Source organism: Streptomyces sp. NPDC003720, assembly GCF_042875075.1.
Classification (GTDB): Bacteria; Actinomycetota; Actinomycetes; order Streptomycetales; family Streptomycetaceae; genus Streptomyces.
On sequence record NZ_JBIANZ010000002.1, the window covers coordinates 491,832 to 512,144 of the forward strand.

The following is a 20,313-nucleotide window of genomic DNA, read 5'->3' on the forward strand; positions in this document are numbered from 1 at the left end:
GTCAGTCCGTCAGCGCCTCCTGTACCAGCCGGCGCAAATACCCTCGGCCACGTCGCAGCTACCTGAAGCAAGAGTCGTTCAGCGACGGTGCGCCGATTGCCCGAGCGTGTTGGGCGCGCCGGACCCGTGGGACAGCCGTACTGCGAATCAGCGGACCATTCGCCATAAGCCCTCCGGCCCCTCCCGGGGCACCGAATGGCCGGGGCGCGCCGTTCACGCCCGTTCGGCGGCCGGCGCCCGCGCCACCCGCTGCCCCCGCCCGCCCGGTAACAGCTGTTACCATGCTGGCATGGCGAAGACACAGCTGGGCGCGCGCGTGGACGAGGACGTGGCGGAACTCGCGAAGAAGCGCGCCGCTGACTTGGGGCTGAGCATCGGCGACTACCTCGGCCGGCTGGTGCAAGACGACACGAGCGGTCTGCGCGCCCGCGCGGTGGACGCGGCCGCACGTTTCCTGGCCGAACACCAGGCACTCTTCGACGAGGCTGAACAAGCCCAGCAGACGCCTCGAGGAGCGCGCGCAGCCTGATGGATCTGAACATCGACGTTCCCTGGATCCTGCAGGTCGCCGAGGCCGCCGGGGCGAACGATCCGGCTCCCGACGACTACGGCGTGCCCGTCTCTGCGGTAGCCCGGCACCGGGCGGAACTGTTCGAGCAGCCCGTCTACGACGGTCCCTACGCCAAGGCCGCTGCCCTGGTGCACACGCTGGGCCGCTGCCGCTGGCTGGAGCGCTCCAACCTGGCCGTCGCCGCCGCGTCCGGCGTCATGTACCTCGAAGCCGCCGGGATCACCGTCAAACCCGCCCGCGAGGACGCGATCGCACTCAAGGATCTGATTCTCGATCCCGCCTGCACCGCGGGGAAGATCGCCGCTTTGTTGCGAACCTGGCCCACTGCCACCTGACGCCCGCGGACGCGTTCATCGTCTCGCGGACCCGACTTCGCGGGCCTCATGGCAGGGACCACTGCGCGCCAGGAGGGGCCCGCAAGCCGGGCAACGGTCCGGGCCCCTCCGCTGCGCACGCCTGCACGGGGGTCTGCATGCGTGCCGTGCTCAACGCCGGAGCGTACGGAAAGGTCACGCCGTCTCCTACTCCTGCCCCCGCTACGAAGAGGGACCGGCATCAACCGGGTCCCTCTCACATGCCTTCGGAAGCGGCCGCGATCATCTTGCCGACCGTGCCGATTCGCCGGGAAGGCGTCACGCCCGCTGGGGCCTGGCTCCGGCCGTCGATGAGGCGGCCAGGCTCTGGACGATCAGCGTGGCCGCCTCGGTCCCCGGAACGGTGACGGTCTGCTCCTCCAGGGCGGCGAAGATCTCCTCGACCAGCCGCTCGGCCATCTCGGCGCCGTTGGTCGCAGCAGGGTGACCAGCCGCCGACGGCCGGCCTTGCGGATCTGGGCCGGAGATCCGAACCGCTCCAGCAGCGTGAGGACGGCCGGGTGTTGCAACCGCGGCCCCAGCACCCTCTCCAGCGAAGGATGGATCGGCCCCTGCTCCATTGAGCGAAGCGCCGGTAGACCGTGGGCCAGGGCCGGGCCGAAGACCGGCGGCAGCTGGCGCCAAGTGCAGCCCAAAGTGGCAACAAAGATGATCGCGATCACCCGCACGACACCGGCCACCGCCCTGGGGGCGCTTGACCTCGTCTTAGAAGGTGTCTCTGACCCTGCAGCCGGCCATGACTGGCGCACTCAACACTCCGCGACCAGTGATCAAACGACGCCGCCTCGTTGGTAGTCAGTGAGCTGGTCACGGCCGGGGGAGAGCCCTCCTCGAGGGACGTCCCTGCACCCAGAACCGTGCGGGGCCGCCAGCGTATCGGGCGGCGGCCCCGTCGAGGCTCAACTCGCGCATGCAGCGGTCATCGCATGATCGTCGGTGGCACCTGGTAGGTGTGAGACAAGGCGCGCGTGGCACTCGCCGTGTGCGGCCCGGTCTGGCCCGGTCTGACGGCGTGGCCGCAGAGGTGTCGTACCAGCCGAGTGGAGGGCGGTGCCGAGGTGACGGAAGACAGTCCGCTCATGAGGCGGTCCAGTCGGTGAAAAGCGGCAAACAGTTCGCCGTTGCTGCCTCCGGGCGTGGACGGACGAGGAGGACGGCCGACGCAGGCTTCCCGCCGGCGAGGTCCACGCCTGGGAGCCGGGGCCGCAACGAGACCGTTTGCGGGCTGTCGCTCAGCCCCTCGCAACTCGCGCGCTTCTCGCATGTCGGCTGGCCCGACATCTTCCCGGAATCCGGCGGTGCCGCAGACCGGGTGCAGCGGGTGTGCCGACGCTGCGCCTCCGTAGCCGGATGCCGAGGCGGGGAAGCACGCCCCCGCTGGCATCGCGTCCATCCCCGCCCATGATGACCGCCTCCCGGCCAGGCTTTGGTCCCGGAGCGATCCTCGTCTATCTCCCCTGAGACGGTCACCGAATAAATCGCAGCGCCCAGCAGGGCACCGGCTTGGCCGGGTCGTGCTACACGACTACGGCATCCATCACGTCGGCATGCTCGCCGCCATTCCCCGGCCACCACTCAACGATTCCTGCCTTGCCGCCGGCCACCGCCGCGGCAACGGATGTGAGGCGCGGATCACGGTTCGCGCTCGACGTGAGAGGACCGCAGGCCGCATTCCATCTCTTGGCCAGGCTGGGCGTCCTCGGTGCCTGACCGGGTATCGTGCTGGCTGATCGGTAGGGGGCCGCCGTGCGGCCGCCCGGGGAACTGGGGGCAGAGCGTGGGCGTCGCACCTGGCGTTGGCGAGTCGACTGTCGTGTCGCCTCGTGGCGTGGTGCTGCAGATCGATACGTTGCCCGACAATGCTGGTCTGATGGTGATCGGGGAGATCAGCGTGAGCACACGGACCGTTTGGCAGCAGGCTTTGAAGCAACTGGTCGAGCGTCGCACGGACGTGCTGCATGTGGATCTGTCCCGGGTGAGGTTCGTAGATGTGGCCGGTGTAACGGACCTGGCGGTCACCGCCAAGTGTCTCCCCGAAGGCCAGCGGATGGTGCTTCACCGACCTCCGGCGCAGGTGCCACGCATCCTTGAGCTCTTCTGGCCCGGGCTTGCCGCGATCGAGGTGACTGCGTGATGAGCACGGCCACCTCGCACGAGCCGTTCGTTCACCCGGCGCTCTTCTACCGCGGCACGGATCAGTACATCGCGGGAACGGTTCCCTTCCTGCGAGAAGGGCTGGACGCCGGTGAGCCCGCTGCCGTCGCCGCCCCGCCGGATCGCCTGGAGCTGATCCGCGAGGGGCTCGGAGAGCGAGCAGCAGAGGTCCGCTTCATCGACATGACCGAGGCCGGCCGTAACCCCGGCCGCATCATCCCCAGTGTGCTGCGCAAGTTCGCCGACGCCCACATGGGAGCCCGCCGGGTCCGCATCATCGGCGAGCCGATCTGGCGAAGTCGTTCCGCCGTGGAGTATCCGGCGTGCGTCCAGCACGAGGCGCTGATCAACGCCGCTTTCGCCGGGCGCTCGGTAACCATCTTGTGCCCCTACGACGCCGACCGGCTGGAGAAGCAGGTCCTCAGTGACGCTCTGGCGACCCACCCAGTCGTCATCGACGCGGACGGCGAGACGAAGTCTGCCGCGTACAGCCCTGAGCAGATCATCGCCCGTTACAACGAGTCCCTGCTCGCCCCACTTGGCGCCGCGTCCTGCCCTTTCGCCACCCAGACACTTCCCAACGCTCGGGACTTCGCCGTGTCCCAGGCGCGGTCTCTCGGCGTGTCCGGCGTGAACCTTGGGGATCTGGAACTCGCGGTGGCGGAGCTGACCACCAACAGCGTTGTCCACGGCGCTGGTTCAGGGACGTTGCGGATCTGGGCCGAGAGCGACCGGATCATCTGCGAGGTCCACGACGGCGGACAGTTGGCCGATCCTCTGGCCGGCCGCCGCCCGCCGAATCCCACGCAGCCTGGTGGCCGTGGACTCATACTCGTCCACCAGCTCGCCGACCTGGTCCGTGTCCACACTGGCCCCAACGGCACCACCATTCGCTGCTACCTCCCTGCCTGACCAGCACTGCCGGGGAGTCGGCTCTGCTGAACCGGTTGGCGGGCGCGGACGCCGAGGTCGCGACGTGCTGTTCGCCACCCTGGACCCGCTCGTGCGCCAGGTCCGCACCACTGACGGAGGGTCCTACACCGTCACCAACAGGGTCGGATTCGTCCGTCACCTTCCCGATCAGTTGGTCGACGCCTTGCGGTCGACGTTCGAGGAGGTCGCACGGTCGGATCTGGTCCTGCACGTCGTCGACGCCTTCTCCCCGCAGGCCGCGGAGCACATCGCCACCGTCCGCGGAGTGCTGCGCGACAGCGGCGCGCAAACCTCACGGAAGGCGCCGAGAGCATCGCTGTTGACAGGTCCTGGTCTGGCCGGCGCGGGGTACGAGTAACCCTCATCACCGCGTCAGCGGCCCTAAACAGGGCAGCGGCTTGCAGGCCCCGCTCCAAGTCGGCCGGCGAGGGTCAGTCGGCCAGCGCTTGGTCGAGGGTTTCGTGGCAGTCGATGACAGTGTCGAGGCCGACGAGCTGCAGGGTGCGCAGCACCGGACCTGTCGGACCTGCTAGGCGGAGCCAACCGCCGGCCTCGCTGAGGGCGCGGTGGGCGGCGATGAGAACGTTGATGCCGCTGGAGTCCATGAACGCCACCTGTTGCAGGTCCACCACGACGTGGGGGCGGGACGTGCCGGAGAGGTCAAGGGCCTGGCTAAGGGCGTCACCGGTGTGGTGGTCGATTTCTCCGGCCACTGTCAGGACGTGGATGCCGTTGGTAGCGGTGGCCACGATGGACAGCTGCTCCAGCTGCTCGGCGTCTGACACTTCTTCCTCAGCCATGTCGGTGATCCTGGCACAGCCAGGTCTTCATCCGAAATCGCTGCCCTGGATGTATCGGGTGATGCTGAGTGAGACGGAAGTAACACAGGGGCATCGTGTATCACTCTCGCTGAGGCGGGTATCCGCGCGAAGTATGAATGGGGCATTTGAGGTGGCCAGGATGGAAGCAGTGCCTGTGGGTGAGGACGGCATCACGCCGGGCGAACAGGCTCTGCAGGCCACCATTGCCCTGGACGGGAACGACACGGTCATCGCCCACGCGCGTCACCTGGCCGCCGACTTCCTCACCCGCGTGCAGGCCGACCACGGCCTGCCGGTCTCGCAGCGCGCCATGGACCTGACCCAGCTGGTGGTCAGCGAGCTGGTCACCAACGCCATCAAGTACGCTCCCGGCCCGGTGCTGCTGGATGTGCGGATCACCGGGGACACGGTCGAGGTCGCGGTGTGGGACTCCGACCCGGTGCTGCCCATCGCCCGGGCCGCGGACGCCGGCCGGGTCGGCCAGCACGGCCTGGAGATCGTCATGGCCGTCTGCCAGGGCTTCGAAGCCCAGCGGGAACCGGTCGGCAAACGCATCACCGCCCGCATCGCCCTGCTGGACGACCCCGGCGGCGCCATCGCCGGACACCGCCCCCTGTAAAGCCCGGCGCGCGGTCAAGGGCGTATGGATGTGTCCCGTCAGCGGCAGCGCCCGTCTGCCGGTTGGAGCGCTGACCGTCGGCTAAGCGGTCTGTGACAGGTTGCGTCGAAGAAGCCCGGGACAGTGTGTGTCATGGGTGATCAAGTTGTGACGGCTGTCGACGTGCACCTCCATGAAGGTGCTGTTCCAGCAATCATCCCCGTCAACCCGTGACACTCCCGTCGGGCCGGGCGCTGATCAAAGTGACCCCGGGCGGGGTCATGGCGCCCAGTCTCCGGGGGGAGGCAAACGGGCGCCTCAGGGGCAGGCCCGGTTTCCCCCGTAACCGGGCCTGCCCTCGCTCGCTCCACGGAGTACCCCCAGGCAGGCAGCCGCTGTCTGTGCGCGAGGGCTGTGACACCGTCGGTACTTTCGGCGCTGTATGGGGTGGACCCAGGGGTCCGTGACGCTCGCTCGTCCCCCGTTTGAGTGAGCAGTCGCGTACAAGCGGCAGGCAGGTACGTCCCCCCGTCGTCTGCCTGCCCCGCACGGGGTGCTGTCGAGGGCCGACGCGCTCGGCCGCAGTACCGGTCGGCCGGGCACCTGCGGCCGAGGGACCACGGCCCGTGGGGGGGTAGGGGCCGTGGAATTGCGAGCGTTGTGGTGATCGGGGTGGGTGTGCAGGCGCTGCTGGCGGACCGCTATCAGTTGCAGGAACGGCTGGGGCGCGGGGCGACGGGGGAGGTGTGGCGGGCCGCCGACCAGCTCCTGGAACGCCCCGTTGCCATCAAGCTGCTGTTCGCGGAGGCGGCTGCGGACGCCGAGCGTCTTCGCCTGGAAGCGCAGACCGCGGGCCGGCTCAACCACCCCAACGTCGTCGGCATGTACGACTTCGGCTCGCACTATGACCAGTACTACCTCGTCATGGAACTCGTCGAAGGCTGGACTCTCGCACAGGAACGGTCCCTGCGCGGTGTGCTGAGCCCGCAGGACGCGGCGGCCATCGCCGCTCAGGCGGCAGCCGGTCTGGCCGCGGCGCATCAGCGCGGAGTGATCCACCGGGACATCAAGCCCGCCAACGTGATGCTGAGGCAGGACCGCACAGCGAAGATCGCCGACTTCGGGATCGCTCGCTTCGCCGATGAGGCGGCCAGTGCTCTGACCGTCACCGGGAAGGTCCTCGGCACCGCCGATTACCTTGCCCCCGAACGCGCCCTCGGGCGCCCCGCCCAACCCGCGTCCGACGTCTACTCCCTCGGCTGCGTGCTGCACGAACTCCTCACGGGCAGGCCCCCGTTCCGCGGCGCGACCTCCCTGGCCGTGGTGCAGCAGCACGTCGACGTCATCCCAGCACCGCCCAACCGGCTGCGCCCCGAGATACCGCAGCAGCTCTCTGACTATGTGCTACTCCTGCTCGCCAAGGACCCGGCCCACCGGCCCACCGCCGAGCAGGCGGCCTACTGGCTCGCCGGCTCTCACCGGACATCGACCCCGCCCGCGCCCCGCAGTGTGACGGTCATGTCGGCGCCGTCCATGGCTCCCGCTCCCGCTCCTGGCCCGCAGTCCCGGAGCGCGACGCATTCCCGCCCGCGCGGCCGCCGCAGATTGGCCACCCAAGCCACTTTCTGTGGCATTGGCCTAGGTCTCTTCGCTGCCGCAGCAGCACTAGGTGCGTCGATGCGATCCAGCGAGGGTGCCCCGTCGTCGCCATCCTCGCCCGCCCCGGCGACGGCCGCCCCGGCCACGGTCATTTCCGAACCCGCAAACCCGACACCGTCCCCGGCCGCCTCCTCCGCCGCTCCGACCCGCACCGTGCTGCCCGCACGGGAACGCGGCGACGACCAGGAGCACAGAGGCCAACACAAGCACGGGCGGGGGGAAAGTAAGAAGCAGCACTCTGACGGCTGAGTTGCTGCCCACTGTGGCACAACAGTCCCTGCGCCGCCCGTGCATCGAGCTCAGCGCGCAATTACGGCCGACGGGGCCAGGGGCCCCAGGAGGAGCTCCAGCGACGGCTGCTGCGACTCCTGCCCGATCTCGAAGCCCGCCAGGCGGGGGCCACGAGCGGACCGAGGGACTGGCTCCGCCTCGCGCCGCCCCTGCCAGTGCTGTGCCTGCCGCTGCGACGGCGCCCCTGAGACCTTGAGAGACACGCATGCGTACTCCGCTCCAGCAGATGCAGCCGCCCGATCCCTCCAGTTTCGCGCGACGGACCCGTCCTCCGGCCGCGTAGAGCGGACGACGGATTCACCCACGGAGGGGGCTGCACAGTGACAGCGCGTGCACTCAAGCAGGCACTGAGGGGTGCTAGGGCTACGGCGATCGCGGCGGCGGTGATGGCCGTGCTGACCGCGTCGCAGGCACCGAGGGCGCTCTCGGCCGAGACCACAGAGCTTGGGCGGGAGGCGGCACCTCCCGAGCACGGCCTGAGCATGACCGGCGACACCCCGTACCGCACCGGTCTTCCCCCGCTGCGAACGCGGAAGAAGGGTTCGGCACAGGAGGTGGCGGGCGGTGGCGCCCTGCCCGCGACCGTGTTCGCCGCCTACCGGCATGCCGAGGAGGAGTTGGCGCGCAGCGCGCCACGCTGCCGACTGCGCTGGCAACTGCTGGCCGCGATCGGCCAGGTGGAGTCCGGACAGGCACAGGGCGGCCGGGTGACCCGGGACGGTACGACTGTGACACCCGTCCTCGGCCCGCGGCTGACCGGCGGTGCCTTCGCCAGGGTGCCGGACACCGACGGCGGCGCGTACGACGGGGACGCGGTGTACGACCGCGCGGTCGGCCCTATGCAGTTCATCCCGTCCACCTGGGCTCGCTGGGGCGCCGACGGCAACGCTGACGGGCGGACGGATCCGAACAACGTCTACGACGCGGCGCTCGCCGCCGCCCGCTATCTCTGCGCGGACGGCCGGCACCTATCGAACCCCGCCGGCCTGGACCGGGCGATCCTGGGCTACAACCACTCGGACGCCTACCTGCGCACGGTCAAGGCGTGGTACGCGTACTACCTGACCGGACACCGCGTGGTGCCGGACGCGTCCGACGGATCCCGGGCGGACTGGCCGGAGCCGTCCCGCCCGAAGAGGCCGAAGCCCTCACCGTCGAAGCCGTCAGATGACCGGAAGCCGGGCCCCGGTCCCTCGCGCTCGCCGTCGATGCCGCCCACCTCATCTTCCCCCAGCCCGCCCCCCAGACCGGGCGTCCCCAAGGAGACCAGGACACCGCTGGTTCCGGTCCCCGAACCGACCCTCACGCTCCCCGGCGGCGGTGTGCTGCCCGACGCGAGGCCGCTGATCACCGACAACGGCTGAAACATGATGGGTGCCTTCCCCCTCCACAACTGCCACTACTCGGCGGTAATGTCGCCATGGCCGGGAGCAAAGGACCGGCGGCTGAGTGCGAAGGGGCCCTCATGGCGACGGACATGCCTGCGGACACAATGGCCGCCGACGAGCGTTGGCAGCGCATGTGGAGCCATCGCGAGCAGTTGCTGAAGGTGGCCCGGCGACGGTCTATGAGTCAAGAGGACGCAGAGGACGCCGTTCACGAGGCGATGTTGCGAGCAGCGGAGCGCCCGCACCTCGACGACGAGCGGCTCGGCGCCTGGCTGACGACGGTGACGATGCGGCTGTGCGTCGACCGGTACCGGCAGGTGAACCGCGAGGCCGAGGTAGGCAGGCGCCCCACGCTCATCGCGCCAAGCCCGGTACCCGTCGAGGAGGTGGTGTGCGACCGGGCGGAGGCGCAGTGGCTCGCCGTGCGCAGTGGTGAGCTGCCCGCCCGGCAGGCGGAGGCGCTTCGGTTGAGGGCCGAGGACCTGGACGTGAGCCAGGTCGCGGTGCGGATGGGGCTCAGCTACCGGACGGTCGAGTCGCTGCTGGCCCGGGCCCGGCGGACGCTGCGCGCCTCACTGGCCGGGACGCTCGGGCTGGTGCTGTTCCTGATCGAGCGCGGGCGGCTGCGTGGGGGCGGCAATGCCCAGGCGGTCGCGGTCACCTCGACGGCGGCGACCCTGGTGGTGGCGGGGTTCGTGATGCCGTTCGCGCTCGACGGGGGCCGACACGGAAGCGGTCCGGTGCCTCGACCGGCCATCTCCAGCGAAGTGCAGGTCCTGAGCGGCGAGGCCGCGGGCCGAGGGCGCACCCCTGGGACGCCCGCTACCTCCCGCTCGGCGCCGGGGGACTGGGGCCGGATGCCCTCACCCACCGGAGAAACGTCTCTGCTGCCGGGGTCGGAGGCACTGCGGATGGCGAAGGTGCCGTCCCTGCCGGCCGTGGCCGCGTCCGCGCTCCCGAAGCTGGCGGTGACGCGGGTTCCGCAGGTGCCCGAGGTGCCGGGTCTGACGGCCGCCGCGCCGGACCTGCCGACCGCCGTGCCGGACCTGCCGACGAAGCCGGCCGCCCCGTCGCTCCCGTCGCTTCCCCCGGCCTCGGCCGTACCGGCCGCCCCGCTCTCCGTCCCCGCCCAGGGGACGCCGTCGCCGAAGCTGCCGTAGCGCCCAGCACCCACGTCCGCAAAAAATTCTTCGTCCGCCGCGACGGACACCCCTCCCCTCCCCGTAGAGCAGACGTCGGAGCTGCTCCACGGGCGAAGGGTGATACCGGATGGGTGTCGAGATCTGTGTGGAAGGGCTGACCAAGTCCTTCGGCAACCAGGTCATCTGGCAGGACGTCTCGCTGACGCTGCCGGCCGGCGAGGTCTCGGTAATGCTCGGCCCCTCAGGGACGGGCAAGTCGGTGTTCCTCAAGACGCTCGTGGGACTGCTGAAGCCAGAGCGGGGCTCCATCACAATCCAGGGCCGGGACATCACCAGGCTCCGCGAGCGCGACCTGTACGAGGTGCGGAAGCTGTTCGGCGTGCTGTTCCAGGACGGAGCGCTGTTCGGCTCGATGAACCTCTACGACAACATCGCCTTCCCGCTGCGCGAACACACCCGAAGGTCCGAGGCCGAGATCAAACGGACCGTCCTCGACAAGATGGACATGGTCGGGCTAATCGGTGCCGAGGGGAAACTGCCCGGCGAAATCTCCGGCGGTATGCGCAAGCGCGCCGGACTCGCCCGTGCCCTGGTACTCGACCCGGAGATCATCCTGTTCGACGAGCCCGACTCGGGCCTGGACCCGGTCCGCGTGGCCTACCTCAACCAGCTCATCGTCGACCTCAACGCGCAGATCGACGCGACCTTCCTGATCGTCACTCACGACATAGCCTCCGCCCGCCAGGTTCCGGACAACATCGGGCTACTGTTCCGGCGCGAACTGGTGATGTTCGGCCCCCGCGAGGAACTGCTGGCCAGTGACGAACCCGTCGTACGGCAATTCCTGAACGGCCGCATGCAGGGGCCGATCGGCATGGCGGAGGAGAAGGACGCGGCCCAGGTGGAGCAGGAACTGGCCCAGATCGACGAAGACGGTCCGACCGACGCGCCGACTCCCCGGCTGCTCCCCGGCCCCGGCATCACCCGCCCGCCCCGCTGGGAGGCGATCGCAAGACGCGAGGCGGAGCTGCGCGCGACCGGGGTGACGGGCCCATGAGGTTCTCCCCGACCGGTGCGCTCCGGCACTCGGGCACCCTCTTCACGATGGCGCTTGACGTGGCCCGGGCCCTTCCCCGACGGCCCTTCCAGGCACGGGAGTTCATCCAGCAGGCGTGGTTCATCGCCAGTGTCACGATCCTGCCGACGGCTCTCGTCTCCATCCCCTTCGGTGCGGTCATCGCGCTGCAGATCGGCAGCCTGACCAGACAGCTGGGCGCGCAGTCCTTCTCTGGTGCCGCGTCTGTGCTCGCCGTGCTGCGGGAGGCCTCGCCGATCGTCACCGCGCTGCTAATCGCGGGCGCGGGCGGCACCGCGATCTGCGCGGACCTCGGGGCGCGCAAGATCCGGGACGAGATCGACGCGATGCAAGTGCTCGGCATCGACCCGATCCACCGGCTCGTCGTACCGCGGGTGCTGGCGTCGATGGTCGTGGCCGTCCTGCTCAACGGCCTCGTCTCGGTGGTCGGTGTCGCAGGCGGCTACTTCTTCAACGTCGTCCTCCAGCACGGCACGCCCGGCGCCTACCTGGCGTCCTTCACCACCCTCGCGCAGCTGTCCGACCTGTGGGCGGCGGAGATCAAGGCGCTGGTGTTCGGGGCCATAGCGGCGATCGTCGCCTCGTACAAGGGGCTGACGGCGCAGGGCGGCCCGAAGGGCGTGGGCGACGCCGTCAACCAGTCCGTGGTGATCACCTTCATGTTGCTGTTCGTGACCAACTTCGTGATGACCGCCGTGTACTTCCAGGTCGTCCCGCAGAGGGGTTAGCCGATGAATCCGAGAGACCTCCTCGATCGCCCCCTGCGCTCACTCGAAGACCTGGGCGCGCAGCTGTCCTTCTACGGGCGCGCCCTGGCCTGGACGGGCCGCACCCTGCGCCGCTACAAGAAGGAAATCCTGCGGCTGCTCGCCGAGGTGAGCTTCGGACGCGGCGCGCTCGCCGTCGTCGGCGGCACGGTCGGCGTGATCGCGTTCCTGTCCTTCTTCACCGGCACCGAGGTCGGCCTCCAGGGCTACGCAGCCCTCAACCAACTCGGCACCTCCAACTTCGTGGCGTTCCTGTCGGCGTACTTCAACACCCGGGAGATCGCCCCGCTGGTGGCCGGACTCGCCCTGTCCGCGACGGTCGGCGCCGGGTTCACCGCGCAGCTCGGCGCGATGCGAATCAGCGAGGAGACCGACGCGCTTGAGGTGATGGGCGTACCGTCACTGCCGTTCCTGGTGACGACGCGGATGATCGCCGGATTCGTCGCCGTGATCCCGCTGTACGTGGTCGGGCTGCTGTCCTCGTACCTGGCCGCCCGCACCATCACCACCGGCTACTACGGGCAGTCCACCGGCACCTACGACCACTACTTCCACCAGTACCTGCCGCCCGTCGACGTGTTCTGGTCCTTCGGCAAGGTGATCGTCTTCGCCCTGCTGATCATCCTGGTGCACTGCTACTACGGCTACCACGCGAGCGGCGGCCCGGCCGGCGTCGGCGTCGCGGTGGGCCGGGCGGTGCGGACCTCCATCGTCGCCGTCAACGTCCTGGACTTCTTCCTGAGCCTCGCGATCTGGGGCGCCAACACGACCGTACAGATAGCGGGGTGAGAGCGGTGTATACGCACAGAACGAAACTCAGGCTGTACGGCATCGCATTCCTCGCCGTGCTCGCGCTGCTGCTGTCGCTCGCAGTGGCCGTCTACCAGCAGGCCTTCACCTCCGTCGTACCCATCACCCTGGAGGCCGGCACTCTGGGCAACCAGCTCGAGCCACGCGCCGACGTCAAACTGCGCGGGCTGCTGGTCGGCGAGGTGCGCGAGGTGCACGCCGACGGCACGAAGGCGACCCTCGACATCGCGCTCAAGCCGCAGTACGCGTCGGACATCCCTTCGAACGTCCACGCGCGGCTGCTGCCCAAGACCCTGTTCGGCGAGAAGTACGTCGACCTGGTCGCTCCCGCCGGCACCGCGCACCCGACGGCCCGGCCCATCCGAGCAGGCGACGTCATCACCCAGGACCGCACCAGGGTCGGCATCGAGGTGCAGCAGCTGATGAACGACCTGCTGCCACTGCTGCGCACGGTCCGGCCGGGCGAACTCAACGCCACCCTCTCGGCGTTCGCCACGGCACTGGAGGGACGCGGCGACCGGATCGGTGGCAACCTCGCCCGGGTCGACAGCTACCTGCGCCGCCTCAACCCGCACATGCCCTCCCTCAAGGAGGACATCACACGGTTCGCGGACGTCGCCGAGGTGTACGGCGACGCCGCCCCGGACCTGATGCGCATCCTGCGTAACACGGTCACCACCAGCCGGACGATCGTCGAGAAGAAGGACCAGTTGGCATCGGCTCTGCGCGCGACCGCCTCCGTGGCGGGCACGGCGAACGACTTCCTGACCGAGAACGGCGACCGGCTGATCACTCTGGGCCGGGTCTCCCGCCCCACGCTGGAGCTGTTCGCCCGCTACTCCCCGGAGTACCCGTGCCTGTTGCAGGGCCTTGTCCGACAGGAGAAGGCGTCCGAGGACGCGTTCCGGGGCGGCGAGATGCGGATCACCCTCGAGGTCGTCCGGCCCCAGGGAGCGTATCGGCCCGGAGAGGAGCCGGTGTACGGCGAGCGGTCCGGCCCGGACTGCCGCGGCCTGCCGCATCCGCAGGTGCCGGGGCCTAAGCCTCGACTCCACGACGGTACGTTGGCCGGAGATTCCGGCGGCGCACCGCCCGGAGGCTCCGGCGTGTCCGCCACCCGGGCCGAGCAGCGGGCCGTCGGTTCCCTCGTGGCCCCGGTCATGGGCGTCCCCGCGGACCAGGTGCCGCCCGTGGCGACTCTGCTGTTCGGGCCGCTCGCGCGCGGGACGGCGGTGAGTGTCGCATGAGCGAGTCAGGAGCCCGGCAGACCGCCGCCCCGCTGATCAAGTTCAGTCTCTTCGCGCTGGTCACAATCGCGGCGACGGCGCTACTCGCCGCCACCATCGTGAACGTCTCCTTCACCTCCAAGGAGACGTATCACGCGGTGTTCACCGACGTCACCGGGCTGGAAACCGGCGACGACATCCGGGTGGCCGGAGTGCGGGTGGGAGAGGTCGAGGGCATCCGGATCAAAGACCGAACCCTGGCGGAGGTCACCTTCACCGTCAGCACGCAACGGCCGCTGCTTGCCGGGACTCACGCGGTCGTCCGCTACCGCAACTTGGTCGGGCAACGGTACATAGCACTCACCGAGGGCCCGGGCGACGGCACCACCCGGCTGCGCCCGGGCGGCACCATCCCGCTGTCCCGGACCCGGCCGGCGCTGGACCTCAACGCCCTGCTGAACGGCTTCAAGCCGCTGTTCGCCGCGCTCAGCCCGAGCGACGTCAACCAGCTCGCCACCGAGATCGTCCGGACCCTCCAGGGCGAGGGCGGCACGGTGAACAGCCTGCTCGCGCACACAGCCTCGCTCACCAGCACCCTCGCCGACCGCGACAAGCTGATCGGGTCGGTGATCGACAACCTCAACACCGTCCTGGAGACGCTCGACAAGCGCGGCTCCCGTTTCTCCGGTCTGCTCACGCAGCTGCGCCGGGTGGTCTCGGGGCTGTCGGCCGACCGCAAGCCCATCGGGGAGTCGCTGGCGAGCATCGGCGACCTGACGGACGTCACGTCGGGGCTGCTGAAGGACGCGCGTCCGCCGCTAAAGGACGACATCGCCGGGATCGGCGCTCTCACCGGAACGCTTAACAAGAACGAGAACACCGTGGAGGGCGTCCTGAAGCGGCTGCCGAACAAGCTCGACAAACTGACGGGCACCGCCTCATATGGCTCGTGGTTCAACTTCTACCTCTGCGACTTCGACGGCCGGATCGTGCTGCCGAAGACGAAGCAGGTGATCACCCCAGACATGCACGTGGCGCGGGCGAGGTGCGGCGGATGAGCACGCGCATCAGGCGGGGCACCGCCCGCCACCCGGAGCCGCTGGTGAAGGTGCGTGTAATGCCGCCGAAGCTGCCGAGGCTTACCAGGCTGCTGCCCAGGCGCGCACCCCACCCCGAGCCCCTGGTAAGGGTCCGGGTCCTGCCGCCGAAGCTGCCGAAACTCCCCAGACTGCTGCCCAGGCGCGCACGTCGCCCGGAGCCCCTCGTGAAGGTGCGCGTCCTGCCGCCGAAGCTGCCCAGGATCCGGCTCGAGCACCCACGCCTGAACCTCTACCGCACGGGGGCACCTCCCAGCGGTAGCCGGGGGAGGAACCCGGTCATCGTCGGCGCCGTGGGCCTCACCGTCCTCGCGCTGCTCACCGTCGCTGCCTTCAACGCAGACAGCCTGCCGCTGATCGGCGGCGGTGACACCTACAGCGCGGATTTCTCCGAGGCCGGCGGGCTGAAGCCGGGCGACGAGGTACGCATCGCCGGGGTCAAGGTCGGCAAGGTCGAGCAGGTCGACCTCGACGGCGACCACGTCAAGGTGACCTTCAAGGTGAAGGGCGGCCCGGCGTTCGGTACCGACACGGGTGCGGCGATCCGGGTCAAGACGATCCTCGGCGCCAAGTACCTGGCCCTGTACCCAAAAGGGCCCGGTCAGCTCAAGGCGGGCGGCGAGATCCCGCTCCGGCGGACCGTGTCGGCCTACGACGTCGTTCAGGCCTTCAGCGACCTGACGACCACCACCGAGGAGGTCGACACCGACCGGCTCGCGAAGGCGCTGGACACGATCTCCGTCACCTTCCAGAACTCCCCAGAGGAGGTGCGGGCGTCGATCAAGGGGCTGTCCCGGATTTCCCGGACCGTCGCCGCCCGTGACAAGGCTCTGCGCGGACTCCTCGACCATGCGAACGGCGTCACCAAGGTACTGGCCGGTCACACGAAGGACTTCTCCGCGCTGGTGAAGGACGGCGACGCCCTGTTCAAGGAGATCGACAAGCGACGCACGGCGATCCACGCGCTACTCAAAAGCTCCGCGCTGCTGGGCATCGAGTTGTCCGGCCTGGTCGACGACAACAGCAAGGAGATCGGGCCCGCGCTGAAGAACCTCAACACCTTCGTGACGATGCTCGAACGTAACCAGGCGAGCCTCGACCGCAGCGTCCGGCTGCTCGCCCCCTACGTCCGGCTCTTCACCAACACACTCGGCAACGGGCGCTGGTTCGACTCCTACATCCAAAACCTGGTCGCCACCCCGGTCACGCCCCGGACGGGAGGCACCCGATGACCCGCAGGCTCCTGGCCCTGTTCACCACACTCGCTATTCTCGTCGGCATCACCGTCGTCCTCTGGCCGGGCCCCGGCCCCGTCCGCGTCACGGCGTACTTCCCGCGTACCGTCGGCATCTACCCCGGCTCCGACGTCCGCGTCCTCGGCGTCCGCATCGGCGAGGTTAGGAAGATCACGCCCGAGGGCGGCCGGGTACGGGTCGAGCTGGAGTACGACCGGGGCCGCAAGGTGCCGGCCGGCGCACAGGCCGCCATCATCAACTCCTCCGTCGTCAGCGACCGCTACGTGCAGCTGCTGCCGGTGTATCGCAAGGGCGCGGTGATGCGGGACGGAGACGTCATCCCCGAGTCCCGTACAGCCGTCCCTGTGGAACTCGACCGGATCTTCGACAGCCTGCACACCACCGCCGAGGCGCTCGGCCCGAACGGCGCCAACAAGAAGGGCTCGCTGTCCCGGCTACTCGGGGTGAGCGCGGACAACCTCCAGGGGCAGGGCAAGAACCTCCACCAGACGGTGCAAGACCTGTCCCAGGCGGTCACCACCCTGTCCGACGGGCGCGGCGACCTGTTCGGGACTGTGCGGAACCTACAGGTGTTCACGGCCGCGCTGGCGGCGGACGACACCAGCGTGCGGTCGTTCAACACCGACCTCGCCGTCGTGGCCGGGCAGCTCGCGGGGGAGCGCAAGGACCTCGCGGCCGCGCTGAAGTACCTGGCCGCCGCCCTCGGCGACGTGTCCGACTTCGTGAAGGGCAACAAGAAGGCGCTGACCTCGAACGTGCGGGGCCTGGCCAAGGTCACCAAGGTCCTCGTCACCCAACGGAAAGCTCTGGAGGAGCTGTTGACCGTCACCCCCACGGGCCTGTCGAACCTGCAGAACGCCTACAACCCCGCCGCCGGGACGCTCGACACCCGCAACAACGCGCAGACCCCACAGAATCCGGCTTCCCTCCTCTGCTCCATCCTGAAGACGACCGGCAAGGACCACGACAACTGCGCCGGCCTGAAGAAACTCCTCGACTCCCTCCCCGAGCTTCCGTCGACTCCCGCGTCGACGGGCACGGTCGACAAGACCCTCGGCGGAATCCTGAAGGCACCGGCATGAGCGCGCGGCGCAAGGGCCGGACGGCCGCCTGGGCGACGGTCGGCTCGCTGCTGCTGACCGGCTGCCAGTTCAACGGCTGGTACGACGTCCCGCTCCCCGGCGGCGCAGCCTCGGACGGCCACGCCTACCACATCACCGTCGAATTCAGGGACGTCCTGGACCTCGTGCCGCAGTCGGCGGTCAAGGTCAACGACGTGACCGTCGGCGCGGTGGAGAAGGTGGAACTGGACGGCTGGCACGCCCGAGTGCGGCTCCGAGTCGCCGACTCGGTGAAGCTGCCCGGCAACGCGATCGCCGATCTGAGGCAGACCAGCATGCTCGGCGAGAAGTACGTCGCCCTGTCTACGCCGGCCGGCACGCGACCCCTCGGACGGCTCCGCGACGGCGACCGCATCCCGCTGTCCCGCAGCGGCCGCAACCCGGAGGTCGAGGAGGTGCTGACGGCCCTGTCCGCGCTGCTCAACGGCGGCGGGGTAGCCCAGCTGAAGACGATCACCGTCGAGTTGAACAAGGCCCTCGACGGCCGCGAGGACCGGGTCAGGTCCCTGCTGAAGCAGTTCGATGCGTTCCTCGGCGGCCTCGACGACCAGCGGGCGGAGATCGTGCGCGCGCTGAAGGGCGTCGACCGGCTCGCTAAGCGGCTGAAGAAAGAGAAGAAGACGATCACCCTGGCCGTCGACACCATGCCGTCCGCCCTGAAGGCCCTCGCCGACCAGCGCAAGGACCTGACGAAGATGCTCACCGCCCTGTCCGAGCTCGGTAAAACCGCCACCAAGGTGGTGAACGCCTCCCACGACGACACCGTCGCGAACCTAAGGAAGCTCCAGCCCATCCTGCAGGAGCTCAACAAGGCGGGCGACGACCTGCCCGACTCCCTCGAGATCCTCACCACGTACCCGTTCCCGCGCAACGCGACGGACGCCGTCAAGGGCGACTACGTCAACCTGAAGATCACCGCCGACCTCGACCTGGCGGACCTCTACGGCAACGCCACCGGCAAGCCCGGCAAGGGCAGGAAGTCCCCGAAACCCGGAACACCGCGTCATCCCAGCCTGCCCACTCCCACCCCCCTCCCGTCCCTCCCTACCCTGCCGTCCACCCCGTCTCTGCCTTCGAACCCGCCCGCGCCCTCCGCACCCTCGACGCCCTCCGACGGCAGCAGCCTGCTGTGCCCGCCAGTGTGCACCGCCGCCTACAGCACCGGGGACGACTCGAATCGCCTCCCGCCAGGAATCGACCCCGGCCTCGCCGAACTGATGCTGAAGGGGATACTGCCGTGATCACACGCACGGTCAAGGCACAACTGCTCGCCTTCACGGCCGTCACCGCCCTCGGGATGTCGTACGTCGGCGCCCGGTACACAGGGCTCGCGGACGACGTTCTGCACCGTGGGTACACCGTGCGCGCCGACTTCGCCGAGTCCGGAGGCATCTTCCCCGGCGCCGAGGTCACCTACCGGGGCGTGCCGGTAGGCCGCGTAGACGATCTGCGGCTGACCGGGTCCGGGGTCTCAGTGGCGCTCAAGATCGAGCACGGCGCCCCGAGAATCCCGGCCGACACGCTCGCGGTGGTAGCCGACCGTTCGGCGGTGGGCGAGCAGTACGTCGACCTCCAGCCGCGGCGGTCGGGCGAGCCGTACCTCACGGATGGCAGCCCGATCCCGCGCAGCCGCACCCGGACCCCGCTGCCGGTCACCGACCTTGTCCTCAGCCTCGACCGACTGGTCAACTCGGTCGGCAAGGACGATCTGCGGGTCACCGTAGACGAGCTGGGTAAGGCCTTCGCCGGCACCGGACCGAACCTGAGCCGACTGGTGAACTCCGGCAACGCGCTGGTGGAATCCGGATCCGAGTCGCTCCCTCAGACGGTCTCGCTGATCGAAGACTCGCGGAAGGTGCTCAAGACACAGGCCGACCAGGGTTCGGCCATCAAGTCGTTCTCCCACGACCTGGCCACGCTCACCGAGCAACTGAAGTCGAGCGACGGCGATCTGCGCCGGCTGGTCGGCAACACCACGCCCACTGCTCAGCAGTTGGAATCCCTGCTGAAGTCCACCCGGCCGCACGTACCGGTACTGCTGGCCAACCTCATCAGCGGCGGCCAGATCACCCTGGCCCGGCTGCCCGGCGTCGAACAAGCTCTGGTCACCCTTCCGCTCACGGTCGCGGGCAGCTACACGGTCATCCCCGGTGACGGCACCACCCACTTCGGGCTGACCGTGAACGCCGACGATCCCCCCGCGTGCACCCAGGGCTACAGCACCCAGCGGCGCGACCCGGCCGACACCAGCACCCGCCCGGCGAACACCGACGCGCGCTGCACGGTACCGCGCGGCAGCAAGACCTCCGTGCGTGGTGCCCAGAACGCGCCGGGCCCGACCACAGGTAAATACAGCGCCGACCAGGCCGCCTTCGTGGCCCCCTACGACCCGGGGACGGGCACCGTGACCGGCCCGAACGGAACGCCCGTGGAGATCGGCTCGACGGGCGGAGAACAGACCGTGTTCGGAAAGGAGTCGTGGCAATGGCTGCTCGTAGGACCGATGGCGTGACAGGAAGCCGGGCGAGGCTGCTGGCGGCAGGGCTCGTCGCCACGACCGTGCTGACGACCGTGCTGTGTGTCTGGCTGGGCCTGAAGCTGGCCGACCAGCGCGCGGCCGAACAGCGCCGTCAGGACGTCCTGGCGGCGGCCCGCCAGTCGGCGCTGAACTTCACCTCGCTCGACTACCGGCACTACGACCGGGACAGCGGCAATGTGCTGAGGGGCGCCACCGGCGAGTTTAAGAAGCAGTTCGCCGCGCAGACCGCACAGCTGACCAAGCTGGTTGCGCAGAACAAGTCGGTTTCACAGGGGCAGGTTCTGGAAGCGGGCATCGTGCGGTCGGACGCGCGCTCCGCCCGGGTCCTGATCGTGGCCGACAGCAAGGTGACCAACACCGGGGCGCCCGAGGGCCAGGCGCGCACCTACCGCCTCCAGCTCGACCTGACGCCCGTGGCCGGCCGGTGGCTGACCTCCGATGTCACGTTCGTGGGCTGAACCGATGTGAGG

At 69.4% G+C, this 20,313-nt stretch carries 20 protein-coding genes and 2 pseudogenes; 20 read left to right on the forward strand and 2 right to left on the reverse strand.

Annotated elements, in window-relative coordinates; genetic code table 11:
- Nucleotides 1–289 precede the first annotated feature (289 nt).
- Together ACFYU0_RS07765 and ACFYU0_RS07770 are read left to right on the forward strand one after the other, a co-directional pair.
- Nucleotides 290–529: a hypothetical protein gene (locus ACFYU0_RS07765; protein WP_351667051.1), complete on the forward strand. Its 240-nt coding sequence runs from the start codon at nt 290–292 to the stop codon at nt 527–529.
- On the forward strand, nt 529–906 hold the full coding sequence (locus ACFYU0_RS07770; protein WP_389298567.1) for a fic family toxin-antitoxin system, toxin component: 378 nt from the start codon (nt 529–531) through the stop codon (nt 904–906). Before ACFYU0_RS07765 ends, ACFYU0_RS07770 begins: the two co-directional genes overlap by 1 nt.
- A 300-nt stretch (nt 907–1,206) precedes the next feature.
- On the opposite strand, the pseudogene ACFYU0_RS07775 reads toward ACFYU0_RS07770, so the two are convergent.
- Nucleotides 1,207–1,487 (reverse strand): annotated as a pseudogene (locus ACFYU0_RS07775) (IS110 family transposase); the annotation flags it as partial.
- Between the two features lie 554 nt (nt 1,488–2,041).
- Between ACFYU0_RS07775 and ACFYU0_RS07780 the strand changes: the two are divergent.
- From ACFYU0_RS07780 to ACFYU0_RS07795, 4 genes and pseudogenes are all read left to right on the forward strand, one after another.
- Nucleotides 2,042–2,350 (forward strand): annotated as a pseudogene (locus ACFYU0_RS07780) (hypothetical protein).
- A gap of 423 nt (nt 2,351–2,773) precedes the next feature.
- On the forward strand, nt 2,774–3,079 hold the full coding sequence (locus tag ACFYU0_RS07785) for an STAS domain-containing protein (RefSeq protein ID WP_389298569.1): 306 nt from the start codon (nt 2,774–2,776) through the stop codon (nt 3,077–3,079).
- On the forward strand, nt 3,079–4,011 hold the full coding sequence (locus tag ACFYU0_RS07790) for an anti-sigma factor RsbA family regulatory protein (RefSeq protein WP_389298571.1): 933 nt from the start codon (nt 3,079–3,081) through the stop codon (nt 4,009–4,011). The genes ACFYU0_RS07785 and ACFYU0_RS07790 overlap by 1 nt, the downstream gene beginning before the upstream one ends.
- A 64-nt stretch (nt 4,012–4,075) precedes the next feature.
- Entirely contained in the window at nt 4,076–4,390 is a 315-nt protein-coding gene (locus tag ACFYU0_RS07795; protein WP_351667043.1) for a hypothetical protein, read from the forward strand.
- Between the two features lie 73 nt (nt 4,391–4,463).
- On the opposite strand, the gene ACFYU0_RS07800 is transcribed toward ACFYU0_RS07795, so the two are convergent.
- Nucleotides 4,464–4,832, reverse strand: a complete 369-nt coding sequence (locus ACFYU0_RS07800) for an STAS domain-containing protein (protein ID WP_351667041.1) — start codon at nt 4,830–4,832, stop codon at nt 4,464–4,466.
- A 160-nt stretch (nt 4,833–4,992) separates the two neighbouring features.
- Here ACFYU0_RS07800 and ACFYU0_RS07805 point away from each other — a divergent pair, with 160 nt between their 5' ends.
- From ACFYU0_RS07805 to ACFYU0_RS07870, 14 genes are all read left to right on the forward strand, one after another.
- A complete protein-coding gene (locus ACFYU0_RS07805; RefSeq protein ID WP_351667040.1) occupies nt 4,993–5,472 on the forward strand; it encodes an ATP-binding protein in 480 nt (159 codons plus the stop codon).
- Nucleotides 5,473–6,111: 639 nt separating this feature from the next.
- On the forward strand, nt 6,112–7,359 hold the full coding sequence (locus tag ACFYU0_RS07810) for a serine/threonine-protein kinase (RefSeq protein WP_389298574.1): 1,248 nt from the start codon (nt 6,112–6,114) through the stop codon (nt 7,357–7,359).
- Between the two features lie 524 nt (nt 7,360–7,883).
- Nucleotides 7,884–8,765 carry a lytic transglycosylase domain-containing protein gene (locus ACFYU0_RS07815; RefSeq protein ID WP_351667038.1) on the forward strand — a complete coding sequence of 294 codons (882 nt, stop codon included), beginning with the start codon at nt 7,884–7,886 and terminating at the stop codon, nt 8,763–8,765.
- A gap of 113 nt (nt 8,766–8,878) precedes the next feature.
- Entirely contained in the window at nt 8,879–9,949 is a 1,071-nt protein-coding gene (locus ACFYU0_RS07820; RefSeq protein ID WP_389298576.1) for a sigma-70 family RNA polymerase sigma factor, read from the forward strand.
- Between the two features lie 109 nt (nt 9,950–10,058).
- A complete protein-coding gene (locus ACFYU0_RS07825; protein ID WP_351667036.1) occupies nt 10,059–10,988 on the forward strand; it encodes an ABC transporter ATP-binding protein in 930 nt (309 codons plus the stop codon).
- The gene (locus ACFYU0_RS07830; protein ID WP_351667035.1) at nt 10,985–11,755 is read left to right on the forward strand and encodes an ABC transporter permease; all 771 of its coding nucleotides are present in this window, start codon (nt 10,985–10,987) and stop codon (nt 11,753–11,755) included. Before ACFYU0_RS07825 ends, ACFYU0_RS07830 begins: the two co-directional genes overlap by 4 nt.
- 3 nt (nt 11,756–11,758) lie before the next feature.
- Complete coding sequence (locus ACFYU0_RS07835) at nt 11,759–12,583, forward strand: MlaE family ABC transporter permease (protein WP_389298579.1); 825 nt, start codon at nt 11,759–11,761, stop codon at nt 12,581–12,583.
- A gap of 5 nt (nt 12,584–12,588) precedes the next feature.
- The gene (locus ACFYU0_RS07840; RefSeq protein WP_389298581.1) at nt 12,589–13,851 is read left to right on the forward strand and encodes an MCE family protein; all 1,263 of its coding nucleotides are present in this window, start codon (nt 12,589–12,591) and stop codon (nt 13,849–13,851) included.
- Complete coding sequence (locus ACFYU0_RS07845) at nt 13,848–14,888, forward strand: MCE family protein (protein ID WP_389298583.1); 1,041 nt, start codon at nt 13,848–13,850, stop codon at nt 14,886–14,888. Before ACFYU0_RS07840 ends, ACFYU0_RS07845 begins: the two co-directional genes overlap by 4 nt.
- Before the next feature lie 59 nt (nt 14,889–14,947).
- Entirely contained in the window at nt 14,948–16,159 is a 1,212-nt protein-coding gene (locus ACFYU0_RS07850; RefSeq protein WP_389298930.1) for an MCE family protein, read from the forward strand.
- A complete protein-coding gene (locus tag ACFYU0_RS07855; protein ID WP_351667032.1) occupies nt 16,156–17,265 on the forward strand; it encodes an MCE family protein in 1,110 nt (369 codons plus the stop codon). The genes ACFYU0_RS07850 and ACFYU0_RS07855 overlap by 4 nt, the downstream gene beginning before the upstream one ends.
- Nucleotides 17,262–18,545: an MCE family protein gene (locus ACFYU0_RS07860; RefSeq protein WP_389298585.1), complete on the forward strand. Its 1,284-nt coding sequence runs from the start codon at nt 17,262–17,264 to the stop codon at nt 18,543–18,545. The genes ACFYU0_RS07855 and ACFYU0_RS07860 overlap by 4 nt, the downstream gene beginning before the upstream one ends.
- Nucleotides 18,542–19,816 (forward strand): MCE family protein, encoded by a 1,275-nt coding sequence (locus ACFYU0_RS07865; protein WP_389298587.1) that lies wholly within the window; start codon nt 18,542–18,544, stop codon nt 19,814–19,816. Before ACFYU0_RS07860 ends, ACFYU0_RS07865 begins: the two co-directional genes overlap by 4 nt.
- Nucleotides 19,789–20,301 (forward strand): hypothetical protein, encoded by a 513-nt coding sequence (locus ACFYU0_RS07870; RefSeq protein WP_351667029.1) that lies wholly within the window; start codon nt 19,789–19,791, stop codon nt 20,299–20,301. The genes ACFYU0_RS07865 and ACFYU0_RS07870 overlap by 28 nt, the downstream gene beginning before the upstream one ends.
- Nucleotides 20,302–20,313 lie beyond the last annotated feature (12 nt).

Bases quoted from the DNA above. Each gene is read 5' to 3' on its own strand.
- ACFYU0_RS07765 (WP_351667051.1), top strand. From the start codon at position 290: ATGGCGAAGACACAGCTGGGCGCGCGCGTGGACGAGGACGTGGCGGAA.
- ACFYU0_RS07770 (WP_389298567.1), top strand. From the start codon at position 529: ATGGATCTGAACATCGACGTTCCCTGGATCCTGCAGGTCGCCGAGGCC.
- ACFYU0_RS07790 (WP_389298571.1), top strand. From the start codon at position 3,079: ATGAGCACGGCCACCTCGCACGAGCCGTTCGTTCACCCGGCGCTCTTC.
- ACFYU0_RS07800 (WP_351667041.1), bottom strand. From the start codon at position 4,832: ATGGCTGAGGAAGAAGTGTCAGACGCCGAGCAGCTGGAGCAGCTGTCC.
- ACFYU0_RS07805 (WP_351667040.1), top strand. From the start codon at position 4,993: ATGGAAGCAGTGCCTGTGGGTGAGGACGGCATCACGCCGGGCGAACAG.
- ACFYU0_RS07815 (WP_351667038.1), top strand. From the start codon at position 7,884: ATGACCGGCGACACCCCGTACCGCACCGGTCTTCCCCCGCTGCGAACG.
- ACFYU0_RS07820 (WP_389298576.1), top strand. From the start codon at position 8,879: ATGCCTGCGGACACAATGGCCGCCGACGAGCGTTGGCAGCGCATGTGG.
- ACFYU0_RS07825 (WP_351667036.1), top strand. From the start codon at position 10,059: ATGGGTGTCGAGATCTGTGTGGAAGGGCTGACCAAGTCCTTCGGCAAC.
- ACFYU0_RS07830 (WP_351667035.1), top strand. From the start codon at position 10,985: ATGAGGTTCTCCCCGACCGGTGCGCTCCGGCACTCGGGCACCCTCTTC.
- ACFYU0_RS07835 (WP_389298579.1), top strand. From the start codon at position 11,759: ATGAATCCGAGAGACCTCCTCGATCGCCCCCTGCGCTCACTCGAAGAC.
- ACFYU0_RS07845 (WP_389298583.1), top strand. From the start codon at position 13,848: ATGAGCGAGTCAGGAGCCCGGCAGACCGCCGCCCCGCTGATCAAGTTC.
- ACFYU0_RS07850 (WP_389298930.1), top strand. From the start codon at position 14,948: ATGCCGCCGAAGCTGCCGAGGCTTACCAGGCTGCTGCCCAGGCGCGCA.
- ACFYU0_RS07855 (WP_351667032.1), top strand. From the start codon at position 16,156: ATGACCCGCAGGCTCCTGGCCCTGTTCACCACACTCGCTATTCTCGTC.
- ACFYU0_RS07860 (WP_389298585.1), top strand. From the start codon at position 17,262: ATGAGCGCGCGGCGCAAGGGCCGGACGGCCGCCTGGGCGACGGTCGGC.
- ACFYU0_RS07870 (WP_351667029.1), top strand. From the start codon at position 19,789: ATGGCTGCTCGTAGGACCGATGGCGTGACAGGAAGCCGGGCGAGGCTG.